The organism is Streptomyces lycii (assembly GCF_009735685.1).
Lineage (GTDB): Bacteria > Actinomycetota > Actinomycetes > Streptomycetales > Streptomycetaceae > Streptomyces > Streptomyces lycii.
In genome coordinates, this window is the sequence record NZ_WHPN01000025.1 from 18217 (window position 1) to 32970 (window position 14754).

The 14754-nt window shown below is 74.1% G+C and carries 12 protein-coding genes; 5 read left to right on the forward strand and 7 right to left on the reverse strand.

Features of this window, described 5'->3' with window-relative positions; all coding sequences use genetic code 11:
* Positions 1–225 precede the first annotated feature (225 nt).
* Complete coding sequence (locus GCU69_RS01020; protein ID WP_156204865.1) at positions 226–879, forward strand: hypothetical protein; 654 nt, start codon at positions 226–228, stop codon at positions 877–879.
* A 93-nt stretch (positions 880–972) separates the two neighbouring features.
* Here the strand turns inward: GCU69_RS01020 and GCU69_RS01025 are convergent, their stop codons facing one another.
* Positions 973–1278, reverse strand: coding sequence for a DUF6243 family protein (locus GCU69_RS01025; protein ID WP_156204866.1), 306 nt, complete (start codon positions 1276–1278; stop codon positions 973–975).
* A gap of 664 nt (positions 1279–1942) precedes the next feature.
* Between GCU69_RS01025 and GCU69_RS01030 the strand changes: the two genes are divergently transcribed.
* The 4 genes from GCU69_RS01030 (at position 1943) to GCU69_RS01045 (ending at position 7980) form a co-directional block, all read left to right on the forward strand.
* Positions 1943–2863 carry a hypothetical protein gene (locus GCU69_RS01030; RefSeq protein ID WP_156204867.1) on the forward strand — a complete coding sequence of 307 codons (921 nt, stop codon included), beginning with the start codon at positions 1943–1945 and terminating at the stop codon, positions 2861–2863.
* Positions 2860–5289 carry a M48 family metallopeptidase gene (locus tag GCU69_RS34295; protein WP_156204868.1) on the forward strand — a complete coding sequence of 810 codons (2430 nt, stop codon included), beginning with the start codon at positions 2860–2862 and terminating at the stop codon, positions 5287–5289. Before GCU69_RS01030 ends, GCU69_RS34295 begins: the two co-directional genes overlap by 4 nt.
* Positions 5290–5737: 448 nt before the next feature.
* The gene (bla, locus tag GCU69_RS01040; protein ID WP_235978123.1) at positions 5738–6661 is read left to right on the forward strand and encodes a class A beta-lactamase; all 924 of its coding nucleotides are present in this window, start codon (positions 5738–5740) and stop codon (positions 6659–6661) included.
* 131 nt (positions 6662–6792) lie between these two features.
* On the forward strand, positions 6793–7980 hold the full coding sequence (locus GCU69_RS01045; RefSeq protein WP_235978124.1) for a methyltransferase domain-containing protein: 1188 nt from the start codon (positions 6793–6795) through the stop codon (positions 7978–7980).
* Positions 7981–8323: 343 nt separating this feature from the next.
* Here GCU69_RS01045 and GCU69_RS01050 read toward each other — a convergent pair whose 3' ends face one another.
* From GCU69_RS01050 to GCU69_RS01075, 6 genes are all read right to left on the reverse strand, one after another.
* Positions 8324–9439 carry a glutathione S-transferase family protein gene (locus tag GCU69_RS01050; protein WP_156204869.1) on the reverse strand — a complete coding sequence of 372 codons (1116 nt, stop codon included), beginning with the start codon at positions 9437–9439 and terminating at the stop codon, positions 8324–8326.
* Between the two features lie 124 nt (positions 9440–9563).
* On the reverse strand, positions 9564–10826 hold the full coding sequence (locus tag GCU69_RS01055) for a serine hydrolase domain-containing protein (protein ID WP_156204870.1): 1263 nt from the start codon (positions 10824–10826) through the stop codon (positions 9564–9566).
* A gap of 542 nt (positions 10827–11368) precedes the next feature.
* The gene (locus GCU69_RS01060) at positions 11369–12043 is read right to left on the reverse strand and encodes a DUF5063 domain-containing protein (protein WP_156204871.1); all 675 of its coding nucleotides are present in this window, start codon (positions 12041–12043) and stop codon (positions 11369–11371) included.
* Positions 12036–12635 (reverse strand): recombination mediator RecR, encoded by a 600-nt coding sequence (gene recR / locus GCU69_RS01065; protein WP_098752677.1) that lies wholly within the window; start codon positions 12633–12635, stop codon positions 12036–12038. The genes GCU69_RS01060 and recR overlap by 8 nt, the downstream gene beginning before the upstream one ends.
* Positions 12636–12762: 127 nt before the next feature.
* Complete coding sequence (locus GCU69_RS01070) at positions 12763–13089, reverse strand: YbaB/EbfC family nucleoid-associated protein (protein ID WP_235978125.1); 327 nt, start codon at positions 13087–13089, stop codon at positions 12763–12765.
* Between the two features lie 623 nt (positions 13090–13712).
* Positions 13713–14561 (reverse strand): hypothetical protein, encoded by an 849-nt coding sequence (locus GCU69_RS01075; protein ID WP_156204872.1) that lies wholly within the window; start codon positions 14559–14561, stop codon positions 13713–13715.
* Positions 14562–14754: the final 193 nt, after the last annotated feature.

The following is a 14754-nucleotide window of genomic DNA, read 5'->3' on the forward strand; positions in this document are numbered from 1 at the left end:
CCGGGCATCCGTATCCTCACAAGGTCGGCCTCCCGCACCCGTGGCCCCTGAGGACATCAGGGTGAGGGCCGGGATCACCCTGCCGACACAGTGGCGATCCCGGGCGCCGGTATCCGGCCACTGCGGTTGACCACCCCTTCGATCGTCTGGAGTATCTACTCGGCCACATAGCGTGTCCTCGTGGCCGTCCAGTCATCGAGTAGACGCACAGGAGCGGTACGGGGGATGACCATTCCACGCCCGGAGACGCAGCAGTTCCAGTCGTTCACCACGAACCTGGATTACGCCCGGAAGATGATCAACGCAGGCCAGAGCCTGCACGGGTTGCGACCCGAAGCACTCGATGTCGGGGATCTCTACCGCGCCGCGTGGGTGCAGGCGGTCAGCGCCGTCGATCACTGGCTGCACGAAGAGCTGTACCGGCGCGTTGGAGAGATCGCCGAGGACGCCGGAGCCGAGAAGCCGGCTGCTCTGGAGAACTTCGAGTTGCCCCTCGCGTACATCGAGCAGGTCCGGCGGGGTGAGGCCGAATTGGCCGACAAGGTGGTCGAGCATGTGAAGGCCAAGTGGGCCTACATCCCGATGCACAATCCGAGCAAAATCGTCGAGGCGTACAAGCTGGTGCCCAACGGTGCCGATCTCTGGGGCCGAGCGGCCCAGCAGATTAACGAGTGGCACCGAGGGCGGGTCTCGTACAACGGACGGTCGCTCCGAGCGAAATTCTCCGAGATAGTCGAGCGGCGCAACAAGATCGCGCACTACGCCGACCTGGAGGACGGCGACCTGGGGCGGCGGCGCCCCGTCACCGCGGCCGATGCCAGTGACGCCGTGGACTGGATCGAACGCATTGCCCTGGCCATCGCCAAGGTGTTGGCCTGACCCCGGTCACGCCGCCGGCAAGTGCCCTGGGCGTGAACATCCCTGCGCGGGGCCGGCACCGTGTGACGGTGCCGGCCCCGCGCCCTGTACAGGTCAGCTCTGCTCGTCGGCCTCGGGTGCCCGGTGGGCGGCTTCCGCGGGCGGCTGGGGCTGGTCGGCCGAGGCGGCCGGGTCCGGCTGGTCAGCCGTTTCCTCCTGGCCCGCCGGGGCCGTCCGGTCCGCCGGGTCCGCCGGGTCCGGCTGGACCCGCTCGCGCATCTTGCGCAGCAGTTCCTGCTTCTGCTCGGCGGCCGACCTGCGGTCGGCGGCGCGGGCAGGGGCCGAACCCTGCTGGTCTGCGCTGGAGACCTTCTTGCGCTGTCCGCCTACGCCGAGAAGGTTGTTGTTTCGCTTGGCCACGGGGTGCTCCATCGTGGTGAGAGGTGTTCCGGAAGACGGCTGGTGGGGTGTGTGGCCCGCCGGGTCCTCACCCAGAAGAGCTTCATGTAGGGCATGCCGGGACGGTAACCCGGCACGGGCTGGTGGGGCATGCGCTTTTTCGGCACGGACTCTGCCGTGGGTTACGGGTCCCCGGCGCGGCCCGCGGCTGCCGCCGGTGCTTCGGCTGCCCCTGGTGTCTCGGCTCCCGCTTGTGCTCCCGCCGGTGCTTCGGCTCCCGCTGGTGCTTCGGCTCCCGCTGGTGCTTCGGCTCCCGCCGGACGTGATGGCCGCTGGTGCTGGAACGGCCACCGGTCCCGTGTGACCGCTGGTGCCGTGTGACCGCTGGTGCCGTGATCGCCGTGCCTTCCGCCTCCCTCGTCCCCAACTCCGTCCCTCTCCGCCCCCTTCCGGCCCCTCTCCGTTCCCCTCAGGTCCCCTTCCGTCCCCCTCTGCCCGGCTTCCCTCCCCTCGCACCCGCTTCCGTCCCGGCCGCTCCTCCACCCTCGCGCCTTCCTGCGCCTCCCGCGCCCTCTTGCGCGCCCTTCCGCCGCGCGCAGACTCGGTCGGGGAACGGGATGGCGGAACGGTCCGCGTGACGGCGCGGGCTGCGTCATGATGCGTAATGCCGTTGGAGGGGGGACCGGTGCGGACGACGTACGACCGTGAAGCCGTCGACCAGTTGGCGCGTGCGGTGCTGGCGGGACGGTTGCTCAACGAGGAAGCGGGGATCGACGCCCGCGCGGAACTCGAGCAGTTCGACATGGTCGCCCGGGCCTTCCACACCGACGCGCGGCCCGGCCGCCGGGCCGGCTCCCGGCGGGAACCGCTCGCGTTCGGGGTCGAGGGGCTCACGGCCGCGGTGACGGCGCTGGTGCTGGCCGTCGCCGTCGAGACGCTCGGCAAGCTCGTGCAGGAACGCACCGACCGGTCGGCCGACCGGCTCGCCTCCTGGATCCGGCGGGTGATCCTGCGCCGGCCCGAGCCCTCTCCCGAGCCGTCCCCCGAACCGTCCCCCGATCCGTCTCCCGAAGGGCCGTCCGGGGCCGGGGGCCCGGCCGGTTCCCGGGAGGACGGCCCGGCGCTGACTCCCGTACAGATGCAGCTGATCCACCGTGCCGCGCGCCGCCACGCCCGCCGGATGAACGTACCGGAGCGGACCGCCGAGGCGGTCGCCGACGGGATCGTCGCCGAGCTGGCCATGGCGCGGACCGCTCCCGGCCCGTCCGCCGATCCCGGGACGGGCGGAGGCGATCGAGCAACGCCACCCGGAGCAGGCCCCGGCACGGCCCCGGGCGGAGGCACAGGCGTGGCCCCGGACGTGTCCACGGACGTGTCCACGGGCGCGGGTTCCGGGGCGGATTCCGGCCCGGGCCCGGAGGCGGTTCCCGGTCCGGGCCCGGAGGCGGTTCCCGGGACGGATCCGGCCGGGGACGGCCGAGCGGGTTCCGCGCCGGACGGCGGCAGCAGTGGCACCGGTGGAGCTGCGCAGCGGGACGGCGGCAGGCGCGGCGGCGGTGGATCCGCGCCCGAGGACGACCCGGAGCGCGGAGAGCCGGCGGCGTGACCGCCGCGGCGCTGGAGGAACGCCCCCGCGATCCGTTCGCGGTGCCGTCCGGTACCACCCTGCGCTTCGCACTGCTGGTGATCAGCCTGACCACCGTGGTGATGTCGGCCGTCACCGGCCGGGTGGCACCCCTGCTGGTGGGTGCCGGCAGCCATCGCGCCGTCGCCGAGTACCAGGCCTGCTGGGAGCGGGAGAACCGGGCGACGGAAGGACTCCCCGCCGCCGGCGCGCCGTCGGCGGAGGAGGTGTGCGGCGCCGATCCCCGGGTGGTCGACCTCTGGGTCCCGGTGTGCTCCGTCGCCGGCTTCTGGCTGCTGGTGTTCCTCGTCTACTGGTTGCTGCCGGTCCGGCGGATCCGCAGGCGCCGCTACGTCCCGCTCGGTGACGACCTCCCCGGCCTGCAGCAGACGCTGCGGGCGCTGCGCCGCAAGGCCGGTGCCGAACGCGTCAACTGGCTCGCGCAGCCCCTCGACCCGCGGGTCTCCGCACTCGCCTTCGGACGGTGGCGGCGCAGGTACATCGTGCTCAGCGGCGGCCTCCTCGCGCTGCGCGGGCGGCGGCCCGAGACCTTCGAGGCCGTCGTCCTCCACGAACTGGCCCACATCCGCAACCGCGACGTGGACATCAGCTTCCTCACCATCGCCGCGGGCCGCGTCGGACTGCCCGCGCTCGTGCTGGCCGTGCCCGCCGGCGTCGGCTGGCCGTTGCTCTGGGGCATCGGTACGGGCTCCCTCGCCGCCGGGATCGCCCTGTCGCTCCAGGCGCTCAGCCTGCTCGTCGTCGTACAACTGTCCCGCCGGGCCGTGCTGCGCAGCCGCGAGTTCTACGCCGACGCCCGCGCGCAGCGGTGGAGCACCTCACCGGACGCGCTGCGCACGCTCTTCGAGTCCCGCGGCGGTCGGCGCCGGCGGAGCACGCTCCTGCGGGTGCACCCGTCCGACGCGCAGCGCAGGGCCGTGCTGGACGACGCCTCGCCGCTGTTCCGCAGCGGGTTCTGGGAGCTTCTGGCGGTCGGTTGCGTGATCGGCGCGCTGCACTCCGGCATCGGCAACACCTTCGTGTTCAACTCCGCGCTGGGCGGCCGGGCCGATCCCGTCAAGGACCTGCTGGCGGCCGCCGTCGGCGGCACTCTCGTGGCGGCGGTCGTGTGCTTCCTGGCGCTGCGTGCCGACGAGGGCTTCCCCGCCGGTAGGAGACGGCACGTGCTGTGGACCTCCGCCTGGGGGCTCGGCTGCGGACTGGCGCTGGGCGGCGGTGTGTTCGACTCGACCACGGCGTTCGCGCTGAGCACCACGGACCAGCTCGGCCTCGGCTTCCTCCCCTGGGCGGCGCTGCTCTCGCTGAGCGTGTACGCGGCGTCCCGGTGGATGGTCCGTACGGCGGCCCTGTGGCGGCGGGCGCTGCCGGGCCGGCGGCGGCCGGTGCCGTTGCTGTGCGCGGCGGGCTCGGGGGTGGGGCTGCTGTTCGTCTGCGTCGACGTCTGGCTGATGGACCTCATGGTCCCCGAGGCCCTGATGTCGAAGCTGATGCCGCCGGGCACGCCCGAGATCGTGTTGTTCGTTCTGGCGGCGGGGCTCGAAGTGCTGGTGCACGCCCCGTACCTGGTGTGTGCCGCGACGCTCGCGGCTCTGCTTCCGCTGCTCGGGCAGGCGCTGGCCGACGGCGCGCGGTCCGAGTCGCGCGCCGAACTGCGCCGCACGGTGCACAGCGCTGTGAGCTGGGGCCTGTTGCTGGCGGTGGGGGTGTTCGTGCTCGGGGTGGGCGGCCGGTTCGCGCTGACTCCGCTTCCGGTGGCCGTCGCGCTGCTCGTCCTCACCGTCCGGACGGGCCGCCGGCGCCGGAACGGCGGTGCGGCGTTCGCGCACGCGGTACTGGCCTGCGGCATCGCCGGGGCGCTCGGCTACGGGGGCGACTACGTGGCCGTGACCCTCCTGTCCTGCGCGGCCGGTGAGTGCTCCACCGGGGGCCTGACCGGCCGGATGCTCTATCTCGGGCTCAGTTCGCTGCTTCCGCTGCTGGTGGCGGCGTGTGTGCCCACGGTGCGCAGGGGGCGTCGCCCGGTGCCGGTCCCGGCGCCCGGCGGTCCGTACGGGACGCCGGAGTACCTACCGCCGGAGTTCATACCGCCGGGGTTCACGCCTCCAGGGTTCACGCCTTCGGGATCCGCGCCTCCGGGGCCCCCGCCTCCGGGGTGTACGCCTCCGGGATCCCCGGCGTCGGATCCGCCGGCGCGGCCGCTGTGGCCGGGCCCGCTGCCACAGCCGGGGGCACAACCGGACCCGACAGCGGGCCCGACGCCGGGGGCCCGGCCGGGTCCGCGGCAGGGGGCGCGGACCGGGACACCGCCGCAGCCGCCGCCCGGATCGCCGCAGCCACCGCAGCCACCGCAGCCACCGCAGCCACCGCGGCAGCCACGGTCGCCGTGACCGCCGTGACCGCCGTGACCGCCGTAGCCGTCATGACCGCCGTGGCCTCCGCCGGGTCAGCGCGGGCGGCCGGGCCCGCCCGCACCGCACCGGGCCCGGACACCGCACCGCCCCCGGACTCAGCACCGGCCCCGCGGCGCGTCAGGATCCGCGGGCATCCCAGGGACCAGTGGCCCGCCCCAGGGATCACTGGCCGTCGCAGGACCGACCCGCGGACGTCGCAATCAGCAGCGGACGTCCCAGGACCCGCGAGCCCGGCACCGGACCCGCGAGCCCGGCACCGGCTCCGCGAGCGCCTCAACTGCCGCCTCGCCGCCCGGTGTTCGAGCCGCGGGCCTCCGCAATGGGCCTCCGCAATCGGCCCACAGGGCTGCAACCGGCCGATCCGGCGCGGCGTCTCCTTGATCAGTTGTTCGATCGGCCCACCGCCGCAGGAGGAGAACCACCCGTGAACGCGCTCAAGTCCAGACCCACCCGCCGTGCGCTGCTCGTCGCCGGTGCCGGTACGGCACTCACCGCCGGACTGACCGGCGGAACGGCGGCAGCCGCGGCTCCGGCCGCGAGCCGGAACGGTCACGAGGTCACCCGGCGGCTGCGCGCCCTGGAGCGCGAGCACTCCGCGCGCCTCGGCGTCTACGCGCGCAACCTCGCCACCGGCGCCACCGTGCTGCACCGTACGGACGAGCGCTTCCCGGTCTGCTCGCTCTTCAAGACGCTCGCCGCGGCGGCCGTACTGCGCGACCTGGACCGGAGCGGCGAATTCCTGGCCAAGGTCGTCCACTACACCGAGGACGAACTCGACAAGACCTGGTCGCCGGTCACCGGGCTGCCCGAGAACCTCGAACACGGGATGACCGTCGACGAGCTGTGCCACGCCGCCATCACCCGCAGCGACAACTCGGCCGGCAACTTCCTGCTGCGCGAACTCGGCGGCCCCGGCGCCATCACCCGGTTCTGCCGTTCCATCGGGGACGACAGGACCCGGCTCGACCGCTGGGAGCCCGAGCTGAACTCGGCGGAGCCGTGGCAGTGGAAGGACACCACCAGCCCGGGCGCCATCGGACGTACGTACGCCCGGCTCGTCGTCGGTGACGTGCTCGAACCGCACGACCGGGAGCGGCTGACCGGTTGGCTGCTGGCCAACACGACCAGCGGCGAGCAGTTCCGCAAGGGCCTCCCCGCCGACTGGACGGTCGCCGACAAGACCGGCGCGGGCGGTTACGGGACGACCAACAACGCGGGCGTCGCCTGGACACCCGACGGGGCGCCCGTCGCGCTCGCCGTCCTCACCACGAAGTTCCACCAGGACGCCGGGAACGACCGCGCGCTGGTCGCCGGGACGGCGGAGCTGCTGGCCGGGGCCCTCGGCTGACCCCGGGCATCCCACATGACCTCCGGCATCCCCCGTGCGGTGGACGGGCAGCCTCAGGGCGACGGTGATCTCAGCCCGGCGGCAGCACTCCGCGGCGCGGCGGGGCCGGCCGGACGGGAAGGAGGCGGTACGTGATCCAGCAGCCGAGCGCGGCGGAGGAGGCCGGACGGCTGGGGCTGGCCTGCGAGCTCGTCGCGAAACGGACGCTGGACAGCGACTGGCTGCCCGCGTTCGAGGCGGTGCCGCGCCATCTGTTCGTGCCGGACGTCATCTGGCCCGGCAGTGCGAGCGGCGACCGGCCCTGCGACCGCGTCGTGCGCGGCGAGGACCCGGCCGCCTGGTGGACCGCGGTGCACACGGACGTGCCCATCACCACGCAGTGGGACGACGGCGCGTACACCGGGCCCGGCACCGGCAAGGTGCCGACCTGCTCCAACTCCATGCCGTCCATGGTGTTCTCGATGCTCCGCGCGCTGGCCGTCGAGGAGGGCGGCCGGATCCTGGAGATCGGCACCGGAACGGGGTGGAACGCGGCGCTCCTCGCGCACCGGGCCGGCGGGGCGAACGTCGTGACCGTCGAGGTGGACGACGGGCTCGCCGCCTCGGCGCGGTCCCGCCTGGAGGCCGCCGCGGCGCGTACGGGCGACACGGTGCCGGTCACCGTCGTCGGGGACGGCGCCGACGGGCATCCGGCGCTCGTCCCGTACAGCCGGGTCATCGCGACCTGCTCCGTCGAACGCGTTCCGGCGCAGTGGCTCGCGCAGTGCGCCCCGGGCGCGGTGATCGTCGTGCCGTGGGGACCGGCGTACGGCGGCGAGGGCATCGCGCGGCTGACGGTGCGCGAGGACGGCTCGGCCGACGGGCCGTTCACCGCGTCCTCCGCGTTCATGCGGTTGCGCGGGCAGCGCGAGGACCGGCCGCCGCCCGGCGCCTACCTCTCCCGGCCGTGGCCCGGCGGGGGGCGCCGGAGCAGCACCGGGCTCTCCCCGGAGCTGGTCGGCGGCTGGAGCGCGATGTTCGCGATCGGGGTGCGGGTGCCCGGCCTGTTCTGCCGGACGGGCGGCCGGCGACGGGACGGCTCGTACCGGATGTGGCTGTACGACACCGGGGTGACGAGCTGGGCGACCGCCGACCACACGCCCGGCCGCGACGCGTACTCGGTGGTGCAGTCCGGGCCGCGCGCGCTCTGGGACGAGCTGGAGGCGGCCTGGGACTGGTGGCAGGGGCACGGGGAGCCGGGCTTCGACCGCTTCACGCTGACGGTGAGCGCCGAGGGGGAGCAGCGGATCGCACTGGACGAGGAGTCGTGGGTGGTCTGATTCCCCGGTGTGGTGGGCCTGGTGGGTGCGGTGGGCGCGGTGAGCCTGGTGGGCGCGGTGGGCGCGGTGAGCCTGGTGGGCGCGGTGGGCCTGGTGGGCGCGGTGGGCGCGGTGAGCCTGGTGAGCGGGTTGCCGTTGCCTCGGTCCCGGCGTCTCGGGGGCGGGCTCGGGCTCGGCGCCTCGGTCTCGGGGGCGGGCTCGGGCTCGGCGCCTCGGTCTCGGGGGCGGGTTCGGTCTCGGGGCGGTCTCAAAGGCGGGGCGATCTCAGGGGTGGGCGCGGTCTCGGGGGCGGGCTCGGGGCCCGGCCCGAGTCCTGCCCCTCGTACTCCTCAGAACCGGCCGGTCATGAGCCCGGCCCACCCGCGGACCGGCCCGCCACCCGGTGTGCCGTGTCCGGCGGAGGCACTGATTCCGCGGCCGGCGGCGGTCCGGGCGGGGTGCCGTCGCCGAACGGGCGCCCGCCCAGCTCCTCCCGGTGGTGCGGGGTCAGCCAGCCGGACAGGTCCGGGCCGCCGGGCACGATGCGGGTCGGGTTGATGCCCTCGTGCACCTGGTAGTAGTGCCGCTTGATGTGGTCGAAGTCGACGGTGTCGCCGAAGCCCGGCGTCTGGAACAGATCGCGGGCGTATCCCCACAGCACCCGGTCCTCGGTGATCTTGAACCGGTTGCACTTGAAGTGGCCGTGGTAGACGGCGTCGAAACGGACCAGGGTCGTGAAGAGCCGGATGTCGGCCTCGGTGATGGTGTCCCCGACCAGGTAGCGGCGGTCGGCGAGCCGCTGCGACACCAGGTCGAGACGGTGGAAGAGGGCGCGGAAGGCGTCGTCGTACTCCTCCTGGCCACTGGCGAACCCGCACTTGTAGACGCCGTTGTTGACGTCGCGGTAGATGCCGTCCATGACGGCGTCGATCTCGTCGCGGAGCGGTTCCGGGTAGAGGTCCGGCGCCCCGGGCCGGTGCAGCGCCGTCCACTCGGTCGCCAGGTCGAGGGTGATCTGCTGGTAGTCGTTGGTGACCAGCTTGCCCGTGGGCACGTCGACGACCGCCGGGACGCTGATGCCGCCCGAGTAGTCCGGCTCCCGGGCGGCGTACGCCTCACCGAGGAAGCGGATGCCGAGGACCGGGTCCCGGTCACCGGGATCCAGGGTGAACCGCCAACTGCGCTCGTCCTGGATCGGGTCGGTGACGGCCAGCGACAGGGCGTCCTCCAGCCCGAGGAGCCGCCGGGAGACCAGGGCACGGCTGGCCCAGGGACAGGCGCGGCTGACGACGAGCCGGTACCGGCCGGGCTCGACCGGCCAGCCGTGGTCCCTGCCGTCGGCGGTGATGCGGTCGGTGAAGTGGCTCTTGGACCGCTTGAAGGGCTTGTGCCCGTACGCGGCGTTGCCGAGCGTCTTCCCGCCGTCCTCGCCGCCGGCGTCCGTGGTGCCGTCCGTGGTGCCGTCCGTGGGTGCGCTCATCGTGGATCCTTCCGGTGCCGCGGGCGGTACGGCGGCGCGGGCTGCTCCCCCGCGCCGCCTCTTCCAGCTTGTCCGGAATGGGTTCCCCCGTACCGCGGGCCCACCCCTCCCGGGGACGGCCGGGTCACCGTACGGGTGACGGGGCACTGCCGGTGGTGCCGCCGGGCGGCCGGGTCGCGGCGTCCGCGATGCGCTGCGTGAGCTGGGCCTGGGTGGCGTCGCGGTGGGTCGGGTGGAAGGCGAAGACGATGCGGCGCTGCTGGTCGCGGGTACTGAACATGCCGTTGGCGTAGCCGTACTGCTCTCCGGTCTTGCCCCAGACCGTGACCCCGTTGGCGGTGGCCGTCTGGAGGCCGGTGCCGAAGCGGGCGGGGGTGCCGTCGATCATGCGGATGCCCTCGGGCAGCGTGCACATCCGGTCCAGCAGCCGGCGGGGCAGCAGCCGGTCCGAGAAGAGCGCGGTGACGAAGCGGGTCAGATCGTCCGTCGTCGAGATCATCTCGCCCTCGCCGAAGTCCTTGGACGGGTCGATCTCCGTGATGTCCCGCAGCCTGCCGTCGGACATCTCCAGATAGCCGCGCACGTGCGGACCCCGGATCCTCCGCTCGTGCACCGGTACGTCCGTGCCGCGCAGGCCGAGCGGGCGGAGCAGCCGCCCTTCCACCGCCCTGCCGAAGTGGTGCCCGGTCAGCCTCTCGACGACCAGGGCCGCCAGCACGTAGTTGATCCCGCGGTAGTCCTGCGCGGTGCCCGGCTCGAACTTCATCGGGGTCCGGGAGACGGAGGCGACCAGCCGCTCCGGCGTCCAGCGGTCGAAGCGGTGCTCGAACACCGCCTCGGGCGTGCTCAGCTCCGGGTGGCCGACCTCGTCGGGCAGGCCGCTGGTGTGGTTCAGCAGTTGCTCCACCGTGATCGGCGGGAACGCGGCGGGAAGCAGTCCGGGCAGACAGCGCTGCACCGGAGTGGACAGCGCGAGCCGTCCCTCGGCCACCAGCTGGAGCACGACCGTGGCCACGAAGACCTTGGTGATGCTGCCGACGCGGACCTTGTCGTGCGGCCGCACCGGCCGTTCCGAGCGGAGGTCGGCCACGCCCGAGGTGCCGTACCAGGAACCGGCCGAGCCGCTGATCCGTAACTGGACGGCGGTGACCGGCGGATGGTCGAGATCGGCGATCGCGGCGCGCAGGGCGCCGGGGTCCGGGGGCGGGACGGGGACACCGGCCGCGGGGGCCGTTCCCGCGCCGGCCGTCCCGTACGGCGGACCCGGGGGCGAACCGGGGGGTCCTGCCGCGTGTGCCGGGCGCGCGCCGGTGACCAGGAGCGTTCCGGAGAGGGCGGCACCGGCGCTGAGGAGGCGGCGCCGGGAGAAGGAGAGGGAAGAGGCCATGCGGCCACTCTGTCCGGAGGGCCCGCCCCGGCCATCAGGGCTGTACCGGAGAGAACCCTGAGAGGAACGGCAACGAACCCGGGGACAGGACCGGGGACAGGAGACGGCGAGGCGGCGAGGCAGGGTGGGCCGGGCGGGGGGCCAGGAGGAAGGGCGGGGGCCAGGAGGAAGGGACGGGGCCGAGGGCCGGAAGTCGGGGCCGGGACGCCGGAAGGCGGGGCGGGGGGGCAGAGACAGAGCCGGGCCCGAGGAGAGCAGGACCTGAGCGCCGGTGTGCCGGGCGGCAGCGGACCGGGCGGCGGACACACCGAACGGCATGGGGAGCACTGAACGGCAGCGGACGCACCGGGCGGCGGACGCACCGGAGCCCTGCCACTCGGGCAGGGCTCACGGCAGGGTCGTCGGGCGTGCTTCAGGAGGACCGCCGGCCCGGAGGACCGCCGGCAGGGCCGACAGCAGGGCTCCCGGCAGGCCGTGCGCCGGCGGGGGCAGACCGTCCCGTCGGCAGGACTCCCGGCAGCACGCACACGTACGAGCCGCGTTCAGGGGCGCGCGGACTTCGTCGTCACGCCCAGCGGTACGCCGATCTCCTCCGCCATGACCCGGCCCGCCTCCTCCTCCAGCGAGCCGTCGTCCGGCACACCGTCGGCGTCCGTGTCCAGCCCGTTCAGCTCCTCCAGCGGGCTCTCCGTACGGATGTGGGTGAGCAGCGACTGGAGGGCGCGCAACGCGGCGGAGGCAGTCGGCCCCCAGGTGTTGAAGTACGAGAACTGCCACCACCACAGCGCCTCGCTGACCCGGCCGGCCCGGTAGTGGACCATGCCGTGCCGCAGGTCGGCGATGATGTCGGCGAGGTCGTCGGAGATGCGGTGCGGCACCGGTTCGCTGCGCGGCACGTACGGGTCGAAGACCTCGGAGTAGACGTCCGCCGGGTCGAGCAGGACCGCGAAGCGCTCCCGCAGATCGTCCATGTCGGGCTCCGGGCCGGTGTCCGGCTCGTAGCGCTCGACCGGCACGAAGTCCTCGTGCGCGCCGAGCCGGCCGCCGGCGAGGAGCAGTTGGGAGACCTCCAGCAGCAGGAAGGGGATCGCGCTGCCCGGTTCGTCGCCCTTCGCCACCTCCGTGACCGCGACGAGGAAGCTCTCGATCTGATCGGCGACCTGCACGGCGAAGTCGCCCGGGTCCTGGTGGGTGTCGTGGAGCGTGGCGTCAGACATCGAGAAGTCTTCTCCCTTCGAAGGCACGTCCCAGCGTGACCTCGTCGGCGTACTCCAGGTCTCCCCCGACAGGGAGCCCGCTGGCCAGTCGCGTGACTTTCAGTCCCATCGGCTTGATCATGCGCGCGAGGTATGTGGCCGTGGCCTCTCCCTCGAGATTCGGATCCGTGGCCAGGATCAACTCGGTGACGGTGCCGTCGGCGAGCCGGGCCAACAGTTCTCGTATACGCAGATCGTCCGGGCCTACACCTTCGATCGGGCTGATCGCTCCGCCGAGCACGTGATACCGCCCGCGGAACTCCCGGGTGCGCTCGATCGCGACGACATCCTTGGGCTCCTCCACCACACAGATGACCGCCGGATCACGGCGCGGGTCCTGGCAGACCCGGCACTGCTCCTCCTGCGCCACATTGCCGCAGACGGCGCAGAAACGAACCCGGGCCTTGACCTCCGTCAGCGCGTGCGCGAGCCGGCGGACGTCCGCGGGCTCGGCCTGCAGGATGTGGAAGGCGATCCGCTGCGCGCTCTTGGGACCGACGCCGGGCAGCCTGCCCAACTCGTCGATGAGGTCCTGGACCACGCCTTCGTACACGAGTCGCCGTCTCCTTCTTCTTCCTGCTTCGCTCGTACGCTAGTCGGCCGCCGCTAAAGCCCGGATCAGCGGCGGAACGGGGCCGGGGCCGCCGCTCCGGAAGGCCGGGGCGCCGGGCCGGTCCCGGTCAGATGCCGAGCCCGGGCATGCCACCGAGGCCCTGCGCCAGCGGGCCCAGCTTCTGCTGCTGGAGCTCCGCCGCGGCGGCATTCGCGTCGCGCACCGCCGCCAGCACGAGGTCGGCGAGCGTCTCGGCCGTCTCCGCCGGGGAGGCGTCCTCGTCGTCCACCGCCTTCGGGTCGATGACGAGGCCCTGCAGCTCCCCGGCACCGTTCACCGTCGCCTTGACGAGGCCCCCGCCCGCGGAGCCCTCGACGGGCGTCTCGGCCAGCTCCTGCTGGGCCGCGGCGAGGTCCTGCTGCATCTGCTGGGCCTGCTGCAACAACTGCTGCATGTTGGGCTGGCCACCACCGGGAATCAACGCTTCACTCCTGGCACTCGACAACGGTTCTGCTCCGACAGCCCGAGCCTACGTGCTCCCGGGGCGGCGCGCCCTACGCCGGGGGAAGGAGTACGCCAGTACGGGACGGGGGCAGGGCACGGGGCACGGCACCCGGTGCCGGAAACCGTACGCGGGCGGGCTGTTACGGGGCCACGGAGGCACGGGGTGCCCGGAGGCGGCGGGGGACGGGGGGGGGAGGGTGCCCGGGGTGGCGGGTGCCTGGGGGTGGCGGGTGGCGGGGGACGGCTCCCGGGGGCGGCGGGTGCCCGCGGAGTTTCCGGGGGACGGCGGGTGCCCGGGGGTGGCGGGGTGCGCGGGACGGTTCCCGGGGGGCGGGGGTGCGCGGTGGGGGCGCAGGCGCGTCACCCGGTCCCCAATGCCGGATGCCCGGTGCGGGAGCCCGGCCAAGCCGGTGCCCGAAGGAGAGCCCGACGCCCGGAGGGGCCCCGACGCCCAGGGAACCCGACGCCCGGAGGGCCCCCGGCGCCCGGGGCCGACCCGCCGCCCCGGGTCCGGCCCCCGGGCCCGGCCCGGCGCCCGCCACTCGTCGTGCCCGTCCTACTCGTCTACTCGCCCTACTCGTTCGTGAACTCCTCCACGACCGTGGCGCCCAACTCCCGGACGATCAGGTCGTGGCTGGACAGGGCCGAGTCGACCAGGTCCGGGTCGTCCTCGGCGGGCATGTCGTCCTCCAGCGCCACCACCGGCCGCCGCGGCTCGCTCCGGGGCTGCGGGCGGGCAGCCGCCGCCATCGCCTCGGAACGCTGGGACGGAGGCCCGGCCTCCGCACCCTGGCGCGACGGCCCGGCCCCGGCTGATTCGGGGGCCGGGGCGGTCGCGACCGACGACGAGACGGCCCCGGAACCGTGCCCGGCACCCGGCCCCGCACCACCGGGCCCGGAACCCTGCCCGCCGGAACCCGCGCCCCAGCCGCCGGGCCCCGGTGCCGAACCGCCGCCCGAGCCGCCGAAGCCCGGGCCACCGCCCGCACCACCCGCACCCGGAACGCCCCCGTCGCCCGGCGCCCCGCCGCCGAAACCGGAACCGCCGCCGAAGCCGCCCTGCGGGGACACACCGGCACCACCGGCCCCACCGCCACCACCACCGGCGCCACCGGAGGGGTCGACCACGGATTCGATCTTCCACTGCACATGCAGCGACTCGGCCAGCGCCTCCCGCAGCACGTCCTCGCTGCCACCGCCGACGAAGCTGTCGCGCGCTCCGGCGTTCGGGAACCCGATCTGGAGCGTGGTGCCGTCGAAGCCCACGACCTCGGCGTTCTGGCTGAGGAGGATCCACGTGAAACGTCGGCGGTTCTTCACCGCCTCCAGGATGTCCGGCCACATCTGCCTGATCTGCGCGGCGCCCTGCACCATGCCCGGGGCCGCGGCGCCGGAGCCCTGGCCGGGTCCGCCGGCGGGCACCGTACCGGCCGCACCTGCCGCACCTGCCACCGTGCCCTGCCCCGCTCCCGACGGCCCGGAGTGTCCCGGACCGCCCTGCGGTGCCGCAGCCCCCGTTGCCTGCTGCTGCGGGCCGGGCTGCCGGCCCTGTCCGGGCGCGGCGGCGGTCGGCCAGCCCCCGGGACGCCGACCCTCTCCGGCCGCCGGGGAGCCC

Excerpts from the sequence above, each read along its gene's own strand:
- GCU69_RS01060 (WP_156204871.1), bottom strand. The coding sequence starts at position 12,043 with ATGTCTGACGCCACGCTCCACGACACCCACCAGGACCCGGGCGACTTC.
- GCU69_RS01070 (WP_235978125.1), bottom strand. The coding sequence starts at position 13,089 with ATGCAGCAGTTGTTGCAGCAGGCCCAGCAGATGCAGCAGGACCTCGCC.
- GCU69_RS01050 (WP_156204869.1), bottom strand. The coding sequence starts at position 9,439 with ATGAGCGCACCCACGGACGGCACCACGGACGGCACCACGGACGCCGGC.
- GCU69_RS01055 (WP_156204870.1), bottom strand. The coding sequence starts at position 10,826 with ATGGCCTCTTCCCTCTCCTTCTCCCGGCGCCGCCTCCTCAGCGCCGGT.
- GCU69_RS01020 (WP_156204865.1), top strand. The coding sequence starts at position 226 with ATGACCATTCCACGCCCGGAGACGCAGCAGTTCCAGTCGTTCACCACG.